The 20,792-nt window shown below is 55.5% G+C and carries 19 protein-coding genes; 13 read left to right on the top strand and 6 right to left on the bottom strand.

The window, feature by feature from the left end; all coding sequences use genetic code 11:
* Nucleotides 1-69 precede the first annotated feature (69 nt).
* Complete coding sequence (locus KQX66_RS12345) at nucleotides 70-798, top strand: phosphonate ABC transporter ATP-binding protein (RefSeq protein WP_216792755.1); 729 nt, start codon at nucleotides 70-72, stop codon at nucleotides 796-798.
* A 66-nt stretch (nucleotides 799-864) separates the two neighbouring features.
* On the opposite strand, the gene KQX66_RS12350 is transcribed toward KQX66_RS12345, so the two are convergent.
* Both KQX66_RS12350 and KQX66_RS12355 read right to left on the bottom strand, forming a co-directional pair.
* Nucleotides 865-1,851: a YpdA family putative bacillithiol disulfide reductase gene (locus KQX66_RS12350; protein ID WP_216792756.1), complete on the bottom strand. Its 987-nt coding sequence runs from the start codon at nucleotides 1,849-1,851 to the stop codon at nucleotides 865-867.
* A 98-nt stretch (nucleotides 1,852-1,949) separates the two neighbouring features.
* Nucleotides 1,950-3,182 carry an NAD(P)/FAD-dependent oxidoreductase gene (locus KQX66_RS12355; RefSeq protein ID WP_216792757.1) on the bottom strand — a complete coding sequence of 411 codons (1,233 nt, stop codon included), beginning with the start codon at nucleotides 3,180-3,182 and terminating at the stop codon, nucleotides 1,950-1,952.
* Between the two features lie 173 nt (nucleotides 3,183-3,355).
* Here KQX66_RS12355 and fucU point away from each other — a divergent pair, with 173 nt between their 5' ends.
* The gene (fucU, locus tag KQX66_RS12360; protein WP_216792758.1) at nucleotides 3,356-3,787 is read left to right on the top strand and encodes an L-fucose mutarotase; all 432 of its coding nucleotides are present in this window, start codon (nucleotides 3,356-3,358) and stop codon (nucleotides 3,785-3,787) included.
* 84 nt (nucleotides 3,788-3,871) lie between these two features.
* Nucleotides 3,872-4,681, top strand: a complete 810-nt coding sequence (locus KQX66_RS12365; RefSeq protein WP_216792759.1) for a hypothetical protein — start codon at nucleotides 3,872-3,874, stop codon at nucleotides 4,679-4,681.
* 84 nt (nucleotides 4,682-4,765) lie between these two features.
* Here KQX66_RS12365 and KQX66_RS12370 read toward each other — a convergent pair whose 3' ends face one another.
* Nucleotides 4,766-5,206: a hypothetical protein gene (locus tag KQX66_RS12370; protein WP_216792760.1), complete on the bottom strand. Its 441-nt coding sequence runs from the start codon at nucleotides 5,204-5,206 to the stop codon at nucleotides 4,766-4,768.
* 301 nt (nucleotides 5,207-5,507) lie between these two features.
* Between KQX66_RS12370 and KQX66_RS12375 the strand changes: the two genes are divergently transcribed.
* The 4 genes from KQX66_RS12375 (at nucleotide 5,508) to abc-f (ending at nucleotide 11,304) form a co-directional block, all read left to right on the top strand.
* Entirely contained in the window at nucleotides 5,508-6,041 is a 534-nt protein-coding gene (locus KQX66_RS12375; protein WP_216792761.1) for an NfeD family membrane protein, read from the top strand.
* A 24-nt stretch (nucleotides 6,042-6,065) separates the two neighbouring features.
* Complete coding sequence (floT, locus tag KQX66_RS12380; RefSeq protein ID WP_216792762.1) at nucleotides 6,066-7,601, top strand: flotillin lipid rafts scaffold protein FloT; 1,536 nt, start codon at nucleotides 6,066-6,068, stop codon at nucleotides 7,599-7,601.
* Nucleotides 7,602-7,731: 130 nt separating this feature from the next.
* Nucleotides 7,732-9,126, top strand: a complete 1,395-nt coding sequence (locus tag KQX66_RS12385) for an MATE family efflux transporter (protein WP_216792763.1) — start codon at nucleotides 7,732-7,734, stop codon at nucleotides 9,124-9,126.
* 354 nt (nucleotides 9,127-9,480) lie between these two features.
* Nucleotides 9,481-11,304 carry a ribosomal protection-like ABC-F family protein gene (abc-f, locus tag KQX66_RS12390; protein ID WP_216792764.1) on the top strand — a complete coding sequence of 608 codons (1,824 nt, stop codon included), beginning with the start codon at nucleotides 9,481-9,483 and terminating at the stop codon, nucleotides 11,302-11,304.
* An 85-nt stretch (nucleotides 11,305-11,389) separates the two neighbouring features.
* Here the strand turns inward: abc-f and KQX66_RS12395 are convergent, their stop codons facing one another.
* Nucleotides 11,390-12,673: an MFS transporter gene (locus KQX66_RS12395; RefSeq protein WP_216792766.1), complete on the bottom strand. Its 1,284-nt coding sequence runs from the start codon at nucleotides 12,671-12,673 to the stop codon at nucleotides 11,390-11,392.
* A 71-nt stretch (nucleotides 12,674-12,744) separates the two neighbouring features.
* Nucleotides 12,745-13,341 carry a TetR/AcrR family transcriptional regulator gene (locus KQX66_RS12400; protein WP_216792768.1) on the bottom strand — a complete coding sequence of 199 codons (597 nt, stop codon included), beginning with the start codon at nucleotides 13,339-13,341 and terminating at the stop codon, nucleotides 12,745-12,747.
* 252 nt (nucleotides 13,342-13,593) lie between these two features.
* On the opposite strand from KQX66_RS12400, the gene KQX66_RS12405 reads away from it, so the two are divergent.
* The 5 genes from KQX66_RS12405 to KQX66_RS12425 all read left to right on the top strand — a co-directional run bounded on the left by KQX66_RS12405 (nucleotide 13,594) and on the right by KQX66_RS12425 (nucleotide 19,165).
* Nucleotides 13,594-14,652, top strand: coding sequence for a Bug family tripartite tricarboxylate transporter substrate binding protein (locus tag KQX66_RS12405; protein WP_216792770.1), 1,059 nt, complete (start codon nucleotides 13,594-13,596; stop codon nucleotides 14,650-14,652).
* Nucleotides 14,653-14,671: 19 nt separating this feature from the next.
* Nucleotides 14,672-15,139, top strand: coding sequence for a tripartite tricarboxylate transporter TctB family protein (locus KQX66_RS12410; RefSeq protein WP_216792772.1), 468 nt, complete (start codon nucleotides 14,672-14,674; stop codon nucleotides 15,137-15,139).
* A gap of 53 nt (nucleotides 15,140-15,192) precedes the next feature.
* Entirely contained in the window at nucleotides 15,193-16,719 is a 1,527-nt protein-coding gene (locus KQX66_RS12415; RefSeq protein ID WP_216792774.1) for a tripartite tricarboxylate transporter permease, read from the top strand.
* Between the two features lie 113 nt (nucleotides 16,720-16,832).
* Nucleotides 16,833-18,440 (top strand): ATP-binding protein, encoded by a 1,608-nt coding sequence (locus KQX66_RS12420; RefSeq protein WP_216792777.1) that lies wholly within the window; start codon nucleotides 16,833-16,835, stop codon nucleotides 18,438-18,440.
* The gene (locus tag KQX66_RS12425) at nucleotides 18,437-19,165 is read left to right on the top strand and encodes a response regulator (protein WP_216792779.1); all 729 of its coding nucleotides are present in this window, start codon (nucleotides 18,437-18,439) and stop codon (nucleotides 19,163-19,165) included. Before KQX66_RS12420 ends, KQX66_RS12425 begins: the two co-directional genes overlap by 4 nt.
* 10 nt (nucleotides 19,166-19,175) lie before the next feature.
* On the opposite strand, the gene udk is transcribed toward KQX66_RS12425, so the two are convergent.
* Entirely contained in the window at nucleotides 19,176-19,790 is a 615-nt protein-coding gene (udk, locus tag KQX66_RS12430) for a uridine kinase (protein ID WP_216792781.1), read from the bottom strand.
* 165 nt (nucleotides 19,791-19,955) lie between these two features.
* Here udk and KQX66_RS12435 point away from each other — a divergent pair, with 165 nt between their 5' ends.
* A complete protein-coding gene (locus tag KQX66_RS12435) occupies nucleotides 19,956-20,771 on the top strand; it encodes an SDR family oxidoreductase (protein ID WP_216792783.1) in 816 nt (271 codons plus the stop codon).
* Nucleotides 20,772-20,792 lie beyond the last annotated feature (21 nt).

A 20,792-nucleotide genomic window follows, 5' to 3' on the forward strand; every position in this document is an offset into this window, starting at 1 on the left:
TGTTATATTTATACCAAGACACAACAAGCCTGCTATTGCTTTGGCTCGAATAAAGGAGACTTCGGACGGATGATCATCGTACGCAATCTAACCAAATCGTTCCCATCCGGGCAGCGCGTTCTGGACCGCATCAGCTTTCAGGCGGACGAGGGGGAGCTGGTGGCGCTGCTCGGCGCAAGCGGGAGCGGCAAAACGACCTTTTTCCGGTGCCTGATGCTGAAGGAAAAATGGAACGAGGGCCAGTATATTTACGACGGAAGGGATATTTCGGGCGCCGGAGCCTGGGAGAAGTTTCAATTGAACAAACAGTGGGCCTATCTGGAGGAAAAGCCGAGCCTGAATCTGAAAAAAACGGCTTTGAAAAATGTGCTCGGCGCGCTGCTGTTCAAAAAATCGTGGTGGCGCTTTCTGACGAATACCGTTTCGGAAGACGACCATATGGAAGCGATGGATTACCTTGATAAAGTGGGACTGCTCGACAAAGCGCACGAGCCGGTGGAGAAGCTGAGCGGAGGGGAGAAGCAGCGCGTCGCGATCTGCAAGGCGCTGATCAAGGGAGCCAAGGTCATATTTGCGGACGAGCCGGTATCCGGTTTGGACCCGGAGGCGGCCAGCCTCGTCATGCAGGATTTCAAGTCCATCTGCCAGAAGCATAAGCTTCTCGTGTTTTGCAGTCTGCATCAGGTGGAGCTCGCCGAAAAATTCGGCTCGCGCATCTGGGGGCTGTCGGACGGGAAGCTCGTGGTCGATATTGCGGGCCGGCGGTTGACGCAGCGGGAGAAGGAACTTATTTTTTAATTGAAGTATTACATACGCGCAATAAAAAGGTCGGCCCAGAACATCGATGTCCAGGTCGACCTTTCTTTAGTTAACCGCAGGATCGCAAGCCGCGATTCGCTTTGCAATCAATCCGCCGTGCAAACGGCCGGTCTCGATAAACACTTCGTTGGCGTTCGCGCCCGAAGCGATGACACCGGCGACGAACAGCCCGGGAACGGTCGTTTCCATCGTGGCCGGATCGTACTGGGGAATCCCGTCCGACTCCGACACGACGGCCCCTGCTCCCGCCAACAGACCGCGGTCCGGACGGAAGCCGGTCAGCGCCAGAACGAAGTCGTTATCGAATTCCTCTTCGCGTCCTTCGCGAGATACGGTAACGGATGTTTCCGTGATGCGGACGACCCGGGATTGAAACAGCATCCGAATGCGGCCTTTATTGACCATGCTTTCGAAGATCGGCTTAACCCACGGCTTAATGACCGGCGAATAAGTTTCGCCCCGATAAACGACGGTCACCTCGGCGCCTGCCCGCAGCAGCTCCATCGCGGCGTCGATCGCGGAGTTGCTTCCGCCGATAATCGCGACTTTTGTGCCGGTATACGGATGAGCTTCGCGGAAGTAGTGCGTCACCTTGCTTAATTGCTCTCCTGGGATGCCGAGCATATTCGGCTGCGAGAAATAGCCGGTGGCGACAATGACATGACGTGCCGCTATCGTTGTAGCTGCGCCGAATCGATTCTGGACCGTCAGCTCGAAGGTTCCCCCCGGCTGTACCGCGAGATGGGTTGCCGTATGGTAGGGACGAATGCGCACGCCGCTGCGTGCCGCCACATTCCGGTAATAATTCAACGCTTCCAGCCGATAAGGCTTATCGTTAGGCGTCGAGAACGGGTAACCGCCGATCTCAAGCAGCTCCGGCGTGCTGAAAAACTGCATGTACGTCGGATACAAGTATATCGAATGCACCACGCACTCTTTTTCGATAATGAGAGGATCGATGCCGATCTTCTGGAGCTCCAGGGCCGCGGACAAGCCGCAAGGGCCGGCCCCGATAATGACGACTTCTTCCATTGGAATGCTTCACCCGCTTTTTCGAAGGTATGGATAGAGAATTCTGTTAATCCTCTACCCATAGTACCTTATCGGGACGGCGGATGCCAACGCTTTGTTTATACGGGAGCACTTTGGCTGTGCACCGGACGATCTATGCGGACGAGACCCGCGTCAGGGTGGCGGCCTTCGGTAATCAGGCCGGCTATCATTTGCGCTGCAATCATACTGTAGACGGTACCGTTCCCTCCGTATACCATCGCGAAGTAGCAATGGGGAAATTGTTCCATGGCGCCGATCATCGGCAATCCGTCGCGGGTTCGCCCATAGGCGGCGGACCAGGCGTATTCCGCCCGCAAGCTGCCGGCTTCCTGAAAGAGCTCCTGCACGGCCTGAAGCAGTTGATCGCGCTTCGAGCTCAAATGCCGCTTCCGTTCCTCCGGGGCGTTCGTGTTCTCATCTTTGCCGCCGATAACAATACGATTGTCCGCGGTCGTACGGATGTAGACGTAAGGGCGGGCACTTTCCCAGATGAGACAGCGGTTCGGCCATCCGGGGAAGACGTCCAGCGGCTGCGTGGCGATGACATACGAACTGGTGAATACGGTGTTGGGATGCCGTATGATTTCCATGGTTTCGAAGCCGGTGGCAAAAACGGCATTGCGTGCTTTAATCCGGCGGTTATCGTTCGTATAGAACACGATGTGGTCCTTTCCGGTCTGATGCTGCAGCACTTCCGTCTCTTGAAATACGCGCATTCCTTGCCGGTGGGCAGTGCGGATTAAAGCGTTTGCGTATTTATAGGGGTTTAGCTCGGCGTCAGACTGGGACAGGATGGCGCCCGGCTTGCGAAAGGAGTACCGTGCTGCGATCGTTTCGTCTTCCAGATACTGTACCGGAAATCCGTGTTTTGCCAGCGTTTCGTATTCCTGCCTAAGCTTCGGCACATCGTCTGCGCTCGAAGCGTAACATAAGCTGTCGCGGCGGATAAAATCCGGGGAAAAATCAAGCTGCCGTGTGACAAGTCCGATCTGCTGCACGGCCTGCTCGCACAGCTTATAGAAGCGGACGGCCTTCTCTTCGCCGAACGAATGAATCATGGAAAGCAGCGGCGTATCGTTCATCCACTGCAGGAGACCGGTACTGGCCGATACGGTGCCCGAAGCGATCCTTCGTTTGTCGACGACGACCGTATCTACGCCCCGGTTGAACAGCGTATACGAAATAATCGCCCCGGTTTCGCCTCCGCCGATGACGATACAGTCGCATTCGATATCATCTTCCAGCCTCGGATAGGCGGGCGGATCCGGCATTGTGTCCGGCCACAGCAGCTTGCCTGTTGTCAGATTCATAGGGACGACTCCTTCGTCTTAAGCGATCGAATGGAATTAGTATGGGAAACGGTGCTATTTTTTAATCGACCGTTTTGCCACTGTAACCGTTGACAAAAACTGGCCTGCTGCCCTAGGATTAGCTTGAACGCCGCGATACGGCGGCGCGAGACTAGCCCCTTGGAGGTACGGACATGTTAAAAGGCATTCCTTCGATTCTTTCTCCCGAATTGTTCAAAATTATGATGGAAATGGGACACGGCGACGAATTGGTACTGGCCGATGCCAATTTTCCGGCGGCGAGCCATGCGCAGCGTCTGGTGCGCTGTGACGGACATGGCGTACCCGAACTGCTCGATGCGATATTGACCTTTTTTCCATTGGATTCGTATGCGGAGCATGCGGTCGCTTTGATGGCCGTCGTTCCCGGTGATCCGGTGAAGCCGGTCATCTGGGACGAATACCGCGCGATTGTCAAGAAGCACGCGCCCGAGGCCACCGAGCCGGCATTTGTGGAGCGGTTTGCGTTCTATGAGCGCGCCAAACAAGCGTATGCCGTCGTTGCGACGGGCGAAGGGGCATTGTATGCGAACATCGTGCTTAAAAAAGGCGTCGTGAAGCCTTGAGGTCAATCATAATCCGTCCCTGAATCTCATAGATTAAGACTACGAATCTATGACTATGATTTCCGATGAAATGGGGATGCGCCGATGATAGCCGTGCTGAGAAACCGTCTGGCCCGCGGAAACGAACGTCAGCTCCAGCTTTTGCTTGCGGGATTTTTGCTGGGCAATTTAATTGCCGTCATTTTGTCCGCCTATTGGACAACCCCTCGGGAAAAGCCGGGTCCCGTTCATTATACATACGCCACGTATGCGGCGGCGAACGGAGTGAAGCTGCATGCGATGCGGACGGCTCCCGACAATATCGAGCTGAAGCACATCGTGACCAACGTGACTGCGACGGCCGATTACGGGATTAACGGAGGCTTTTTTTGGAACGGCGACCTGCTCAGCATTGCCGTTGTCAACGGCAAGCCGCTGAAGGGCGAACCCCACGATTACGGCTCCGGCTGGTACAACATCGATTATCCGAAAGGGACGCTCGTCTGGGACGAAGTGACGCGGTCGTTCTCCGTGCAGGTGGCGATAGAGGCCGAGGAGCTGAAAATGACCGACCCGAACCGCTACTGGGCGCAAGGTGGGGTCAGCATGTCGCTTGGGGCGGAGGATCGCTGGATCGAGCAGGCGAAAAAGGAGGACATGCCGGCGTTTGACGAGCCGAGACTGCGCTCGGGAGCCGTGTTCGACCGGCAGCAGAACCTATGGCTGCTCGTCTCGGACAAGCCGTGCACCGTCGAACAATTCCGCCAAGCGGTGCTTGAGACGGTTGCGCCGGGATTGTTAGTCGACGGCATTTTTCTGGACGGCGACGGCTCCTCGCAGATGCAGAACGGACAAGTCCGTCTTAAGGGAGACTCCCGGGAGGTTTATCAGATGTTAGCGCTTAAGTCGAAGTAAACGCGACCGTGGGAATGAGTTCCAAATAACGAGATAAAAAGCCGACCCTTAAAAAACAAGGAGTCGGCTTTTTACACTTATGGATTACGGATTTGTTTGAACATAACCTTTTGTCTTTTTGTCGCCCCGGTTCGAAATGTGGATATAGTGCTTTTTATCGGGGTCAACATTAAATACTTTCGACAGCTTCTTGTCCGTTTTATCTCCAGTTACAACGATGCTGCCTATCGATGTTTCCTTGGACCCGTTGACTTCGAATACTGTATATTTCACCTCAGTATCTCCCGAGCTGGATTGGGAAACCGTTAGAGTCAATTCGTCTCCGTTCGGCCAAAAATTGCTTGTTCGGTCATACTTGCTTGACGAACCTGTTCCAAGTTCAAAATGATACTGATAAGAGAATGTGCCAACATCGCCGGCTTGTACTTTTTGAGGAGCATTGTACGTTTCTTGTGCGAAAGCGCTGACTGGAGCGGCGGACACCAACATTGCTAAGGCTGAAACCATCATCAAAGACTTTTTCATTAAAGGTTCTCTCCTTCATTTTATGTTTGGTTGAATCAGACGTCTGAACATTTGTGATTATATACCAATCGGGATCTTATGTTATTCGTTTGATTTATCTGGCTGAAAAGCTGCTTTTTCTTGCGCGGAATTTGTCGTTTTTACAAGAAAATGTAAACGAAATGTTAAGTGATCAATGCGTGCCGCGTCACTTCCTGATTTTAAATATATAAGGAAAATAGAGGCAAAAAACGAAACTTTTATGCGTATGATGCGTATTACGAATGGAGTACATAACCCTAGACGGTTAGGAGGGAAGGACATGCTTGGAGTGTATTGGGGGCTGCTGATTACCGGCGTCCTATTCGCCTTGGTGACGGTGCTGCTCGGCGACTTGCTCAGCAACGCGCTGGACGGGATGTTCGATTTCATGTCCGGCGACGTGCTTCACTGGCTGCAGCCGATGGTGCTCTTCAGCGCGATTACGGTGCTCGGCGGGGCCGGGGTGCTGCTGACGGGCTATACGTCTTTGGTCGCGGGGGCGGTCTTTGTCCTATCCCTGCTGGCCGCTGCCGCATCTGCCGTGCTGATTTATTTTGTCTACGTGAAGCCGATGGAGCGAACCGAAAATTCGGTCGCCTTCTCGATGCAGGACTTGGTCGGCCGCATCGGCGAGGTGACCGTGCCGATCCCCGCGCGGGGCAGCGGCGAGGTCGTGGTGCGGATCGGCGGCGGCGTGACGAATCAAATTGCGGAAAGCTTCGACGGAACGGAGATTGCGGCAGGTCTCAAGGTTGTGACGGTGGAAGTGAAGGACGGCGCACTGCTTGTGTCTTGTCTGGACTCCAATCATTAATTACTTATCGAAGGAGCGGTGCAGATGGATGGAATAAGCGATGCCTTGTTGGTTCCTGTGATTGTCGTTGCCGTTATCGTCGTGTTAGGCCTGGCGTTCTGGGCGCGGTACAAAACGGTCAGCCCGGACGAAGCGATGATCGTGACCGGTTCGTTTCTGGGCAGCAAAAATGTCTTGACGGACGACAGCGGACGTAAAATCAAAATCGTACGCGGCGGCGGTTCGTTCATTCTTCCCGTGTTCCAGCGGGCCGAGTTTTTGTCGCTCCTGTCGCATAAGCTCGATGTCTCAACTCCCGAAGTATATACGGAGCAAGGGGTGCCGGTGCTTGCCGACGGCGTGGCGATCATCAAGATCGGCGGGTCCGTCGAGGATGTCGCTACCGCGGCGGAGCAGTTTATGGGCAAGCCGACGGAAGCGCTTAAAGGAGAGGCACAGGAAGTGCTGGAAGGCCACCTTCGGGCCATTCTCGGCTCGATGACGGTGGAGGAGGTGTACCGTAACCGGGATCGCTTTGCGCAAGAGGTTCAAGGTGTGGCGGCCAAGGATTTGAAGAAAATGGGCCTGCAAATCGTTTCCTTTACAATTAAGGACGTTCGCGACAAGCAGGGTTATCTGGAGGCGCTCGGGAAGCCGAGAATTGCCGCCGTGAAGCGGGATGCGGAAATCGCCGAAGCGGAAGCGCTCCGCGATTCGCGGATTCAGAAGGCGCGCGCCGAGGAGGAAGGGCAGAAGGCCGAGCTGCTGCGGGACACGAACATCGCCGAGGCTTCGAAGGAGAAGGAGCTGAAGGTAGCCGCCTTCAAGAAGGATCAGGATATGGCCCGCGCGGAAGCGGATCAGGCGTACCACATCCAGGAGGCGCGTTCGAAGCAAAGCGTCGTCGAGGAGCAAATGCGGGTGGAGCTCGTGCGGAAGGAGCGCGAAATTGACCTCGAAGCGAAGGAAATTCTTCGCCGCGAGAAGCAGTATGACGCCGAAGTGAAGAAGAAGGCGGACGCCGACCGGTATGCGGTCGTTCAGGCGGCGGAAGCGGAGAAGGCGAAGCAGATCACGCAAGCGGACGCCATGCAGTACCGCATCGAAGCGGAGGCGAAAGCGCAGGCGGAGCAGAAGCGGCTTGAAGGTCTGGCGATCGCGGATGCCGAGAGGGCCAAAGGGACGGCGGAGGCGGAGGTGATCCGGCTGCGCGGCTTGGCCGAAGCGGAAGCGAAGCAGAAGCTCGCGGAGGCGTTCGAGAAGTTCGGCGAGGCGGCTGTCCTCGACATCATCGTCAAAATGCTGCCGGAGCTGGCGGGCAAGGTGGCCGAGCCGATCAAATCGATCGACAAGCTTACGGTTGTCGATACCGGTCACGGCGAAGGCGCGGCGCGGGTTAGCAACTACGTGACGCAGCTGATGGCGACGGCCCCGGAGATGCTGAAGAGCGTCAGCGGGCTGGACGTGGAGAAGCTGGTGAAAGGCTTGACGAATCGCACAAGTCAGCAAAATTCCGCGCCGAATCAACCGGCTCTCGTTCCGGCCCCTGCCACCGATTCGGCTGCAAAGCCGGAAGCGTAAGCGGGGTTAGGCGGGCAGTCCGATTTACGCGCGACCTGTTCTGGATTATAATGGAGAAAGCGGCACGTTTCACGTGTGCGCATCGAGGGCGGCCTCCCGGGCCGCTTTTCTTTTCTCCGGAGGGATTACCATGCCTAAAACAAACGCTGCAAGCGTCAATTTGACGGAAGGCCCGATAGCCAAGAAGCTGTTACTGTTCGCTCTGCCGGTGCTGATGGGCAACGTGCTCCAATCGTTGAACGGAACGATCAACTCGATCTGGGTTGGTAATTATCTTGGTGAGAGCGCTTTCGCTGCGACTTCCAACGCGAACAATATTATGTTTTTCCTGCTTAGTCTTGTGTTCGGCATCGGGATGGCTTCCACGATTTTGATCGGACAAAGCATCGGCGCGCAAAATGAAGAGCAGGCCAAGCGCGTGGTCGGTACGAGCGCGCTGTTTTTTGTTACTCTGGCGGTGATTATCACCGCGATCGGTTTTATTTTCTCGTCAATGATTCTGGAATGGATGCAGACGCCCAAAGATGCGATGCCTTATGCCATCGCGTATTTACGCATTATTTTTGTCGGCGTGCCGTTCATGTTCTTTTACAATTTCGTGATGATGATCATGCGGGGCGCGGGAGACTCCAAGACGCCGTTCTACTTCTTGCTGCTGTCGACCGTGATCGATATCGTGCTGAATCCCGTGTTCATCTTCGGATGGGGGCCGATTCCACGGCTCGAAACAGCGGGCGCGGCCGTAGCCACGGTCATCGCACAGCTGGTAAGTCTGGTCGGCCTGATCGTCCATTTGTACCGGACCCGCTATTTTTTGCGCCTGACCCGTGCGGACCGGCGATATATTCGGCTGGACCGGCAAATTATCGTTTCGCTTGTCAAAAAAGGGCTGCCGATGGGCTTGCAAATGATGGTCGTCTCGACCAGCGCCATAGCGATCGTCAGTCTGGTGAACAGCTTCGGCTCGATGGCGACCGCAGCGTTCGGTGCAGCGATGCAGCTTTCGAGCTATGTCCAAATGCCGGCGATGGCGATCGGCGGCGCCGTGTCGACGCTGGCTGCGCAGAACGTCGGAGCGGGCAAATGGGACCGGGTGCATAAGACGACGATGCTTGGGATTGCATTCAACTTCGTGATGACGGGCGCGCTCGTCGGACTGATCTATGTGTTCAACCGGCAAGCGCTGCAATTGTTTCTGCAGGACGAGGCGGCCATTGCCATCGGAATGAACATCAACCATATTACGCTGTGGGCGTTCGTACTCTTCGGGATTACGTTCGTTGTGTCCGGGGTCGTTCGCTCAACCGGCGCGGTCATGGTGCCGCTGCTTACCGCCTTCCTGGCGCTCTGGTGCATCCGTGTGCCGCTTGCCTACTATTTGGGTAATACGTTCGGGCTGGAAGCGCTCTGGTGGAGCTTTCCCATCGGCTTTTGCATCAGCATTGTGATTTCCGTCGCTTATTACGTGTGGGGGAATTGGCGCAGCGCCAAGATGCTGACTCCGGAGCCGGGTCAGACGGAGTAGTTGTAACGAAAGTTTTCGTATAACGAATTCCTCCCTTGGATTACAGCGGAACGTTATGGTAAAGTGAATTCAACTTATCCTTGTGAAACCGGAGGACTTGTGCGGCGATGATATGATAACACGTTATCCCAGGAACAAATTGCAGGAATGCAACGTTTTTCCCCCGGGGAAAAGCGGACGGGATACGTGTGCCCACGAGAGTCCATTCGATAGAACGACGAACGGTTAGCAAGCTGCCGGGCCGGACGGTTTTTTCCGTATGCGCCTGCGCTGCTTGTCCTCTCTTATGCATGCATATGACCGTAAGCCCCGGGCTGCGGTTTTTTTGTTGTCATGAAACGGAGGAATGCCACAATGCTAATCGTAAAAGCAACGGATTTGCGCAAGGAATGGGACGGCACGGTTTTGTTCGAGAACGTGTCCCTAGAGATTGCCGAAGGGCAGCGCATCGCGATTTTCGGACGGAACGGTACGGGCAAAACGACGCTTCTAAAAGGACTGCTGGGTCAAACGGCGTTCGATCACGGAAGCGTGCATCGGCATCTGCCCTTGGAGGAGTGGGGATGGCTGGAGCAGCATCCTGCAGGAGTCCGGGAGAAAACGGTGCTGGACTTCGTGCTGTCCGGCTCAGAGAGCCGTTATGCGCTGAAGCTTCGGTTGGAGGGGCTGCAACGGCGGATGAGTCAGGAGGAATCGGCGGAGCTGCTGGAACTCTACGGAGAGCTGCACGAACGCTATATGCAGCAGGGCGGCTACGATTGGGAGCTTCAAGCGGACAAATGCTTGCACCGGGTGAAGCTTGATCCAAGCTTATGGCAGCAGCCTTTTCATTGTTTGAGCGGGGGACAGAAAACGAGGGCGCAGCTTGCGAGGCTGATGGTTCGGGAGCCGAAATTCATTGTGCTCGACGAACCGACCAACCATCTCGACGAAGAAACGTTAAGCTGGCTGGAGCAGTGGCTGCGGCAGTACGCAGGCACCGTGCTGTTCGTTTCGCACGACCGGTATTTTCTGGACCGAACGGCGTCGGCGATTTACGAGCTGACCGGGCAGGGCGGCCGGATGTACCCAGGAGGTTATTCGGATTACCGCAAGCAGAAGGATATTGAATGGAAGTCGCAAGAAGCGTTGTATAAAAAGCAGGAGCAGGCCCGCGAGAAGCTTCTGGAGAGCATCCGGCGATACCAGCAGTGGTTTAACCAAGCGCACCAAGCTGCGGGGCAAAACGATTTTTTGCGCTCGAAGGCGAAAAAGAACGTTTCCCGGCTCAAGGCGAAGGAAGCGGCGCTCGAACGGCTTGACCGGGACAGGGTACGGAAGCCCCGCGATGAAGGGAGTCTGCATATGCAGCTTCAGGACCGGCCGTTTGCGGCTGGGACACTGCTGCGGATCGAGCATGTTCGCTTTGCCTACGATGACGGCAGACAGATCTTTCAGGCACTGAGCGCGAGCGTTTATCGAGGGGACCGGGTCGCAGTCATTGGACCGAACGGGACAGGCAAAACGACGCTGCTGCGGCTCATGACCGGGAGCTTAACTCCGGCCTCGGGCGAAGTCAAGCTTCATCCGCAGACGAAAATCGGTTACTTTGCGCAGGAACTCGACCAATTGAACCTGGACGAGACGATTCTGGATAGCCTGCTGCGGCTGCCGGATATGACCCAGTCCTACGCACGGACCATTCTGGGCTGCTTCCTGTTCAGCGGGGACGAGGCGTTTAAACGGATCGGCGACCTGAGTATGGGCGAGAAATGCCGGGTCGCGTTTCTCCATCTGTATTTTGGCGGGTTCAATCTGCTTGTACTGGATGAGCCGACGAATTATCTGGATATCGATACGCGGGAGAAAGTTGAGGAGGCGCTGCTCGAATACCAAGGGGCGCTTGTCCTTGTTTCGCATGACCGGTACCTGCTGCGGAACATCGCAAACCGGCTGCTGATCTTGGACGGTACGGGGGCAAAAGCTTTCCCGGGAACGTATGACGAATATATGGCCAAGCGAAGAGCTGCCGATACCTCGGCGGAAAACCAGCGGCAGGAGAACGAAATCGGCCGGTTGGAGCTTAGGCTGACCCGGTTGATGTCAGAACCGGAGCCGGAGCTTGAAGCGGACCGACAGCGGTTGATAGCCGACATCAAGCGGCTGAGCGCGCTGCTTATGAGCTTGAAGCAATCGTAAGCACGACGAAAAAAAGATGCCTTTCGGGACGGAATAAACCCATCCTGAAGGGCATCTTTCATTACAGCTGACGGATCACCTGAAATTACACCGTTGGCAGCGACTCTTTCTTGGCCATGCCCGCCTTCGTCTCCGGCTCGTTCGTCATCTGTTCAGAAGGGAATGACAATTGCAGGCTGATGCAGGCGGCGGCAGCGACAAGCGCGGCGGAGATGAAGAACGTAGTCATCAACGAGGTCGAGCTCATCAACAGCCCGGCGGCTCCCGAGCCGATCAAGACGCCCCCGGTCATGAGCGGAGCCAGAATACCGTTCGTTCGCCCGATGTAATCGGCATGCACCAGTTTAATCATGAACGTGCTGAGCACGATTTGCAGGAAAGCTTCCGTAATCCCGACGAAAAAGCGCATGGAGGCCGTGACGAGGGCCCATCGGGACAGCACTTCAAAAGCGATCGAAACGGCCAGAATCAGCAAGCCGATAAACGTTACCGACTTCGCGAACCGTTGGATACGGGAGGAAAGCGCTGCGGCCAGCAGCCCTCCAAGAAGCATCCCGATCCCGGAAACGGCATAGAACCACTGTAAATTTTCTTTGTGGAGGCCGAGCCGTTCGATCAGAATATAGACATCGAGCGGTTGAATGATCCCGACAGCGAGACCGATCAAAGTGAAGATAGCGGAGATAACGACCAAGTTCCGGTTCTGCTTGACGTAGCGAAAGCCCTCGGCCATGTCCTGCATGATCGTGCTGTGAGCCGATTCCGTAGAACGCTCCGATGATGGGAGCCCGATTTGGATGATCGCCGCAAGCAAAAATAATCCGATCAGCACGAACAACGAATACTGGATGCCCAGCGTCGTGTAAATCGCCGTGCCGATCATCGGTCCGACAATAACGAAGATCGACATCAAGCCTTGCGTAATGCTGACGGCCAAGCCGACCTGTTCCTCGGGAACGTGCTTTTTGAACAGGATGGAGGAGGACGGCTGCGAGAATTGGCTGACCACCGCGGATACGATCGTCGCTACGAAGACGGCCTGCCACAGGCCGGACATCATACACAGCGCAATGATTCCGATCGAGATCGCGCTCAAGGTATCGCCGGCGATAACCGTTTTCTTCGGGTTCCAACGATCCGCGAAGGTGCCGCCGATGAACGAGAAGATAAAGATCGGCAAATATTCGAACATCGTGAGCAGAGAGACGGCAACCGGATCGTTATTGGTCATCTCCATGACATAAAAGAGCAGGGCGATATTGCGCGTCCATATCGCAAGCTGCTGCAGCAGGTCGGCGAAAGCTACGATTTGGAATACGCGGTTTCGCCATAAGGGTGGATGAGTTTGAGGGATAGGCGAATGACTCATAAATAAATCCTCCTTCATAATAAACTGACCGTCCGGTTTAATAAGGCTCGAAAAAAAAGACGGAAAACCGCTCAGTCAGGCCGAATTCCGTTCAAAATCGTGTTGATCGCCTTGCGATGAATGGCAATTAATTGGTCCATCGAATAATTTTCGTAATAAGTGGCGCCCAAGCCGCCAAGCGTTCCCATGACGATGAAAGTTAATTGCTCGGGGTCGTCTTTTTTGAATTCTCCCTTATCCATACCGGCCTGCAGCACGTTCTTGACATGCTGGTGGGGCGTCTTGGCAAGTGTCAGCAAATAGTTCAAGATGTCGGGATCGGCGGTTTGACTGCCGGAAAATTCCTCTGCCGCTTTCATGAGAGGATTTTGAAGATCGAGCGCAAAATGATCGGCCAGCGCGTATAGCCGTTCGGTTTCGCTCGTCAAGGAAGCGGACAGCTTCGTCCATTGCTCAATCCATTCCTGCATGTTCTCGTCCAGCAATTTCAGGAACAGAGCTTCTTTGCTTTTGAAGTGATAGTAGATGCTGCCTTTGCTCATGCCGGAGTTCACGCGAATATCGTCAATCGACGTGGCACTGTATCCTTTTTGGACAAACAGCTCCTTGGCGGTGGCGAGTATGTGTTTGCGGGTCTGTTCCGCTTCTTCGGGACGTTTGCGTGCCATCGTGCACCTCAATTATTAATCTGACCGTCCGGTCTAATTGTTAGAATAAAGGAAACGGAGCGAAATAGCAAGTCGCTCAAACGCAAATCATCTTTGAACATTTCGTGAACAGAATGAGCAAAATGCGCACAATGCGAATTATTCAACTTATGAGCAGAAGCTAGGCTCATGAAAGCGCTTAATGCTACAATGACGAAGCAATCGATAAGAAAGCGCTATCAAAAAACAAAACAAATATGGAGGTCCTCACTTATGATATTAAAAACGCTATCGAACACATCTTGGAAAATCGCGCTTACCGGCGCGCTGGCGCTCAGTTTAACGGCATGCGGTGCGGGCGGGGGCGCTCCACAATCGAATGACGGAGCCAAGCCGGCCGCCTCCGGCAAATCGTCCTCGTACCCTGAGAAGCCGATCGTCATCGTCGCTCCTTCCGGCGCAGGCGGCGGCTGGGACAAGACGGCGCGGTCCGTCGCCAAGACGCTTGCCGAGAGCAAGGCGGTCGGTCAGCCCATCACCGTGGAAAATAAGCCGGGCGGCGGCGGAGCGGTCTTCATGGCCGAATATGCGACGAAGGACAAGAAAGACAATTACAAGCTGTTCGTCAGCTCGCCGCCAATTCTGATCAACAACTTGAAGAAGGAAGGCAACAGCCCGTACGGGCACAAGGATACGACGCCGCTGGCGCAGCTTACGAAGGACTACGGCGCGCTTGTCGTTAGCGCGAACTCGAAGTTTAAAGATATGAAATCGGTGATCGAAGCGCTGAAGACCGATCCGACGAAGGTAACGGTTGCGGGAGGCTCGGCGCCGGGCTCGATGGATCATCTGATTGCCGTGCTTCCGGCCTACAAGTCGGGGATCGATCCGAAGAAAGTAAAGTACGTTTCGTATGACGGCGGCGGCGAAGCGATGACCTCGCTGCTTGGCGGCAACGCGGACGTGATTGCGACCGACGCTTCCAGCGTAGGTGAATATGTCAAAGCGGGCAAAGTGCGCGTGCTGGCCGTGACGGCGCCGAACCGGCTCTCCGGCGAGCTGAAAGATGTCCCGACGCTTAAGGAGCAGGGCATCGACGCCGAATTTAACATTTGGCGCGGCATCTTCGGTCCGAAGGAAATGGGTAAGGACGAGCTGGCCTTCTGGGATGCCAAGCTGAAAGAAATGTCCGATTCCGAAATCTGGAAAAAAGAGCTTCAGGCGAACGTGTGGGAGAAAGATTACAAGAACGCGGCCGATTTCAAAGCATTCCTCGCCCAGCAGGAATCGCAGGTGAAGGACATGCTGACGGCGCTCGGCATGGCGAAGTAAGGACAAGGAGGTTGGTCCGATGAGCAAAACATTTGACCGCACGATGTCGATCGTTTTTCTCGCGGTCGGAACGGCATTCGCTTATGGCAGTTTATCGATTTCCAGCAGCGCCTACGGAAGCCACGTGGGGCCGAACATCTTTCCTCTCGGTCTTGGCATTCTGCTGATGCTGATCAGCTTGAGGCTGTTCTACGAAACGTTGAAATACCCGGTAGCTTCTAAAGGGGAAGGCCGCGGAGCAAGGCTGGACTATAAGCGGTTTCTCGTCATTTTGGCTTCCGCGATCGGCTATATTATGCTGCTTGAAGAAATCGGCTATGTGATCAGTACGTTTATTTTTCTGATGATCGGCTTTCAAACGATGGAACGGGGAAAATGGCTGTACTCGGCCATGATTTCCGCAGGCTTTTCCATCGGCGTCTATTACGTCTATGTCGAATTGCTGAAGGGCACTTTGCCAGGCTTGCCTTCTTGGCTGGGCCTCTGAGCGAATGCTTTCGATACGGCAATCGTTCGGATTGCTAGGGAGGGTAGGGCTTCATGGATACGTTACAATATTTGCTCAGCGGGTTTACTACGGCGCTGATCTGGTACAACTTGCTGTTTGCCTTTGCCGGCGTATTGATCGGGACGATGGTCGGCGTTCTTCCGGGGATCGGGCCTATCAGCGGGGTCGCTTTGCTGATCCCGGTCACCACCTCGCTTACAAGCGGACTGCCGCCGGAAGCTGCCGCGACCAGCTCGATCATCCTGCTGGCCGGCGTTTATTACGGAGCGATGTACGGCGGCTCGACCACCTCGATCCTGCTCAATACGCCGGGGGAATCGTCCTCCGTCGTTACCGCCCTGGACGGTTACCCGATGGCGAAGCAGGGCCGGGCAGGGGCGGCGCTCTCAATTGCGGCCATCGGCTCCTTCTTCGCCGGTTTGATTTCCTTGATCGGACTGGTGCTTCTGGCTGAGCCGCTGTCGAACGTGGCGCTCAAAATGGGCCCCGCCGAAGAATTTTCGCTTATGGTGCTCGGGCTGTGCGCGCTAAGCGGACTGGCGGGGAAATCGATGACGAAAGCGCTGCTGATGACCGTATTCGGCCTGGCGCTGGCAACGATCGGAATTGACGCGGTGTCGGGCGTGGCGCGCTTTACGTTTGACATTCCCGAGCTGTATCAGGGCATCGAGTTCTTGACCGTCGCCGTCGGGATGTTCGCCCTTGGGGAAGTGTTCAAAACCATACTTGAGAAGGATGCGGACACCGGCGAAATTGCCAAAATCAACCGCATCCTGCCGACGAAGCAGGACTTGAAAGACAGCGCGATGCCGATCGTGCGCGGCTCGCTCGTCGGCTTCTTCAAAGGCATCGTCCCCGGCTCCGGGGCGACCTTGGCCTCGTTCCTCTCGTACCTGCTCGAGAAAAAAATCAGCAAGCATCCGGAGAAATTCGGCAAGGGCGCTATCGAGGGCGTCGCCGGTCCGGAATCGGCCAATAACGCCGCTTCGGGCGGCGCGATGATTCCGCTGCTGACGCTCGGCATTCCCGGAACGGGCACGACCGCCGTGCTCATGGGGGCGCTTATCATGTACAACGTGCAGCCGGGTCCGCTGCTGTTCGAGGAGCATCCGAGCATCGCTTGGGGACTTATCGCCAGTATGTTTATCGGAAATGTGATGCTGCTGCTGCTCAACATGCCATTGGTGAAGGTGTTTGCCAAAATTATCGAAACGCCGGCGAAATACTTGATTCCTATTATCGTGACCATTTCTATCTTCGGCGTATACGCCGTGCAGATGTCCGTCTTTCATTTGATGCTGCTGCTTGCGTGCGGGGTTGCCGGCTATTTTCTTTCGAAAAACGACTACCCGATCGCGCCGCTCGTTCTCGGGCTGGTCCTCGGACCGATGATCGAAAACAACATGCGGCGGGCGCTGACGATTTCCAGCGGCGACTTCTCCATCTTCGTCATGAAGCCGGTATCTTTGATCTTCCTGATCATCGCCGTGCTGTGGCTCGCCATTCCGTTTGTGATGAAGCTGCGCGGCAAAAAAGTAATCGTCAACGAAGAAGTATAAAGCGGGACGAATCCCGTTTCAAAACCATCCCCGGGCAGGTCCAGCTTATTGGACTCCCGGGGCTTTGTGTCGGTTGAGGCCGGATGTGGTATCATAGGAAGAAGGGGGAGTTTATGCGCTTACAAACGAAGCTGATTTTGCTCATATGCACGCTCCTTTTCTCCGTGCTTACGTTAGCGGCGGGAGTTGTCGAATATATGGTGACTTCCATGATGGAAGACCAGATCGGAACCCGGGCGCTCAAGGTGGCGGAGACGGTGGCGGAAATTCCCGAAATCCGCCAAGCGTTCAAGCTTGCGGAGCCGTCGTCCGTCATTCAGCCGCTTGCCGAGCAAATTCGCGAAAAGACGGGGGCCTTGTACTTGGTCATCGGCAACCGCGAAGGAATACGGTACTCCCATCCGGTGCCCGAGCGGATCGGCAAAGAAATGGTCGGTGGCGATAACGGTCCGGTGCTCGAAGGCAAGTCGATCATCTCCAAGGCGGAAGGGTCCATGGGGCCTTCGCTGCGCGGAAAAGTCCCGATCCGGGGCGAGAACGGGGACGTGATCGGCATCGTATCGGTAGGCTTCCTCCTGGACGATATTAACCGATGGGACGATGTGTACCAGCGGCGGCTTTTGCTTATTTCCCTTGCCGCTTTAGCTGTAGCGATGGCCGGAGCCGTCGTGATTGCGAGAGGCGTCCGGCGTTCGATTCACGGTCTGGAACCGGAAGAAATCGGAACGCTTTATATGGAGAAGAAAGCTATTCTCGAATCGATCCGCGAAGCGATACTCGCGGTGGACCGCAACGGCTTGATCACCTTGGCGAACCAGCAGACGCTGCGCATTCTGGGCCTTCCCGACGATACCAAGCTGATCGGCAAGCCGATCCGGGAAATCGTTCCGAAATCCCGGCTGCTCAAGGTGGCTCGCACCGGCCAGTCCGAATTCGACGTCGAGATGATTATGCACGGTCAAGAGGTTGTCGCGAACCGGGTTCCGGTGTTCAATAGGCAAAATGAAGTCATCGGCGCCGTAGTCAGTTTCCGCAGCAAGTCGGAGGTGTACAGGCTCGCGGAGGAGCTGTCCCAGGTCAAGCGGTTCGCCGAGGGGCTGCGGGCGCAAACCCACGAATATTCCAATAAGCTGTACGTCATCTCCGGACTCATCCAGCTCGAATCGTATCAAGAGGCCGTCGAGATGATTTCCAAGGAAACGGATGTGCATCAAAATTTCATTCAGTTTATTATGCGGGAAATTCCCGACCCGGTGATCGGAGGATTGTTAATCGGCAAATACAACCGCGCCCACGAGCTGAAAATCAAGTTCGAGATCGACCCCGAAACCTCGTTCAAGGATGTGCCCGCCCGGGTCGACCGGGATCTGCTCGTGACGATCATCGGCAATTTAACGGACAATGCCATGGAAGCGCTGCTTGAATATTCTGCCGCCGATGAGAAGAAGGTTACCTTGTTTCTGAGCGATTACGGCGAAGACCTGATGATCGAATGCGAGGACAACGGTCCGGGCATCCCTGACGAATGGGCGGAGAACATTTTCCAGAAAGGCGTATCGAGCAAAGAGGGCGAGCATCGGGGCATCGGCCTTGCGCTCGTCAAGCATGCCGTGGATAAGCTCGGCGGTCGGATCTTGCACGAACCGTCGGGGGAGGGCGGCACCGTGTTCTCGGTTGTCATTCCGAAACGGGTCGAACCGAAGAAAGGGGAAGGAACTTGAAGGCTGATGCTGCGAATGCGACCCCGCCGATCCGCGTGCTGATCGTCGAAGACGATGAACGGATCGCGGAGATTAACCGGCGCTTCGTCGAGAAAGTGCCGGGGTTTGGCGTCGTCGGCATAGCGACCGACGAGCCGCAGGCGCTTGAACTGTTGAGCGTGCTGGAGCCGGATTTGGTGCTGCTCGACATTTATTTTCCGGAGACCAGCGGGCTTGAGCTGCTTCGTACCATCGGCCAGCAGCACCGGCAGGCGGACGTCATCATGATTACAGCGGCCAAGGAGGTCGAAGCCGTCCGCGAAGCGATCCGCGGCGGCGTCTTCGATTATATTATTAAGCCGGTGCTCTTCAACAGAATGCAGGAGACGCTGCAGCGGTACGAATCGTTTCATCGGACGATCAAGCAGCTGCGTCAGGAGAACGCCTCGATCGGCCAGGACGAGATCGACCGGCTGCTTCAAGGCAGTGCAAAAAAAGAAGCCCCCGGTCCGGGAGCTTCCCTGCCCAAAGGCATCGACAAGCTGACGCTGGATAAAATCGTCCAGGCGATTTCCGAGGCGAACGCGCCGCTCACCGCGGAAGAAACGGCGAAGCGGGTCGGCGTCAGCCGCTCTACGGCCAGGCGCTACTTGGAGCATTTGGCGGAAGACGGCAAGCTTCGCGCCGATTTGTCATACGGAGATGTCGGACGACCGGAGCGGGTGTACTTTCGGGAAAATAAATGAGGTAAATTATTTATTCCATTAAATACTTTTCCGTCAAAATCGACAGCAGCTGGATGCCGACTTCATTGTGCCCGCCCTCGGGGATGATGAGGTCGGCATATTTTTTGGAAGGCTCGATGAAGGCTTCATGCATCGGCTTGACCGTCGTCAAATATTGGTCGTATACGGATTGGATCGACCGGCCGCGCTCCTCGATATCGCGAAGCACTCGGCGCAGAATCCGTACGTCCGGATCGGTGTCCACGAACACCTTGATATCCAGAATGCCGCGAAGCTGCTCGTCCGACAATACATGGAGTCCCTCGATCATGACGATTTTGTTCGGCTTCAGTTCCACGGTTTGAGTGGTTGACCGCGCATGCTTGGAAAAATCGTAGACGGGTGCGGTCACAACCTCGTGGTTCTTGAGCTGCTTCAAATGCACCAGCAGCAATTCGTTATCGAAGGCGAACGGGTGGTCGTAATTGATCGATTCCCGTTCCGTGAGGGATATATGCGAGTGATCCTTGTAGTAATTGTCCTGCGAAATAAACGTCACTTTGTCGGATCCGAGCCGGTCGATAACGGAGCGTGCGACCGTCGTTTTGCCCGAACCTGTGCCTCCTGCGATACCGATGATTAACATAAAGGGGAAAATGCCTCCTGCCGCGTAAGATCAAACTTCAATTTTAGTATTGTAGCACAAATGCCCCCGGAACACGAGTCCGGTCGAACCTTGTCACATATTCTTCGGAGCTTTTGGCAAAATAACGCTATTGCCGAACATTACACGACAAAGGGGCGAGAACGGATGAGTGTACAGACGCTGCAACAACCTAACATGACGCTTCCGGGGCTTAAAGACAAAGTCGCAGTCGTCTCCGGCGCCGGCTCGGGGATCGGCCGCGCTGCCGCCATAGCCTTAGCGAAGCAGGGAGCGAAGGTATGTCTGCTCGACCTGCTGAACGACCGCACCGAGCAGGTGAAGCAGGAGCTGACAGCCATGCAGGCCCAGACGATCACGGTCGACGTGGACGTTTCCGACCCGCTGCGGGTGAAGCAGGCGATCGATACGGCGGCAGGAACTTGGGGACGGCTCGATGTCGTCTTTGCCAATGCGGGCATTAACGGTGTGCTGGCGCCGATCGAGGATATGAAGCCGGAAGATTGGGACCATACGCTGTTCGTCAATCTGAAAGGGACGTTTCTGTGCGTGAAATACGCGATTCCTCATATGAAGCAAAAGGGCGGAAGCATCATCGTTACCAGCTCGATCAACGGCAGCCGCGTCTTCTCGAACTTCGGGATGTCGGCGTACAGCACGTCCAAGGCGGGTCAGATCGCTTTTGCGAAGATGGCGGCGCTTGAGCTTGCCCGTTATAAAATCCGGGTGAACGCCGTGTGTCCGGGCTCGATCAAAACCCACATCAATCAAAGCACGCATCCGTCGCCGGAGCTGGAGAAAGTCAAGATCAAGGTCGAATATCCGGAGGGTAATCAGCCTCTGGAGCACGGTCCCGGACAGCCGGAGCAGGTGGCGGATCTGGTCGCTTTTCTCGCCTCGGACGCTTCGAGCCACATTACCGGAACGGAAATCTTCATCGACGGGGCGGAGTCGTTTATTTGATGCTCTGGCGACAGGACTATA

Origin of the sequence: Paenibacillus oleatilyticus (assembly GCF_018998565.1) — a bacterium.
In the GTDB taxonomy this organism is placed as follows: Bacteria; Bacillota; Bacilli; order Paenibacillales; family NBRC-103111; genus Paenibacillus_G; species Paenibacillus_G oleatilyticus.

Excerpts from the sequence above, each read along its gene's own strand:
- KQX66_RS12355 (WP_216792757.1), bottom strand. The coding sequence starts at position 3,182 with ATGAATCTGACAACAGGCAAGCTGCTGTGGCCGGACACAATGCCGGAT.
- fucU (WP_216792758.1), top strand. The coding sequence starts at position 3,356 with ATGTTAAAAGGCATTCCTTCGATTCTTTCTCCCGAATTGTTCAAAATT.
- KQX66_RS12420 (WP_216792777.1), top strand. The coding sequence starts at position 16,833 with ATGCGCTTACAAACGAAGCTGATTTTGCTCATATGCACGCTCCTTTTC.
- KQX66_RS12405 (WP_216792770.1), top strand. The coding sequence starts at position 13,594 with ATGATATTAAAAACGCTATCGAACACATCTTGGAAAATCGCGCTTACC.
- KQX66_RS12400 (WP_216792768.1), bottom strand. The coding sequence starts at position 13,341 with ATGGCACGCAAACGTCCCGAAGAAGCGGAACAGACCCGCAAACACATA.
- abc-f (WP_216792764.1), top strand. The coding sequence starts at position 9,481 with ATGCTAATCGTAAAAGCAACGGATTTGCGCAAGGAATGGGACGGCACG.
- KQX66_RS12395 (WP_216792766.1), bottom strand. The coding sequence starts at position 12,673 with ATGAGTCATTCGCCTATCCCTCAAACTCATCCACCCTTATGGCGAAAC.
- KQX66_RS12410 (WP_216792772.1), top strand. The coding sequence starts at position 14,672 with ATGAGCAAAACATTTGACCGCACGATGTCGATCGTTTTTCTCGCGGTC.
- KQX66_RS12385 (WP_216792763.1), top strand. The coding sequence starts at position 7,732 with ATGCCTAAAACAAACGCTGCAAGCGTCAATTTGACGGAAGGCCCGATA.
- KQX66_RS12365 (WP_216792759.1), top strand. The coding sequence starts at position 3,872 with ATGATAGCCGTGCTGAGAAACCGTCTGGCCCGCGGAAACGAACGTCAG.
- KQX66_RS12375 (WP_216792761.1), top strand. The coding sequence starts at position 5,508 with ATGCTTGGAGTGTATTGGGGGCTGCTGATTACCGGCGTCCTATTCGCC.
- KQX66_RS12370 (WP_216792760.1), bottom strand. The coding sequence starts at position 5,206 with ATGAAAAAGTCTTTGATGATGGTTTCAGCCTTAGCAATGTTGGTGTCC.
- KQX66_RS12345 (WP_216792755.1), top strand. The coding sequence starts at position 70 with ATGATCATCGTACGCAATCTAACCAAATCGTTCCCATCCGGGCAGCGC.
- floT (WP_216792762.1), top strand. The coding sequence starts at position 6,066 with ATGGATGGAATAAGCGATGCCTTGTTGGTTCCTGTGATTGTCGTTGCC.
- KQX66_RS12435 (WP_216792783.1), top strand. The coding sequence starts at position 19,956 with ATGAGTGTACAGACGCTGCAACAACCTAACATGACGCTTCCGGGGCTT.
- KQX66_RS12415 (WP_216792774.1), top strand. The coding sequence starts at position 15,193 with ATGGATACGTTACAATATTTGCTCAGCGGGTTTACTACGGCGCTGATC.
- KQX66_RS12350 (WP_216792756.1), bottom strand. The coding sequence starts at position 1,851 with ATGGAAGAAGTCGTCATTATCGGGGCCGGCCCTTGCGGCTTGTCCGCG.
- udk (WP_216792781.1), bottom strand. The coding sequence starts at position 19,790 with ATGTTAATCATCGGTATCGCAGGAGGCACAGGTTCGGGCAAAACGACG.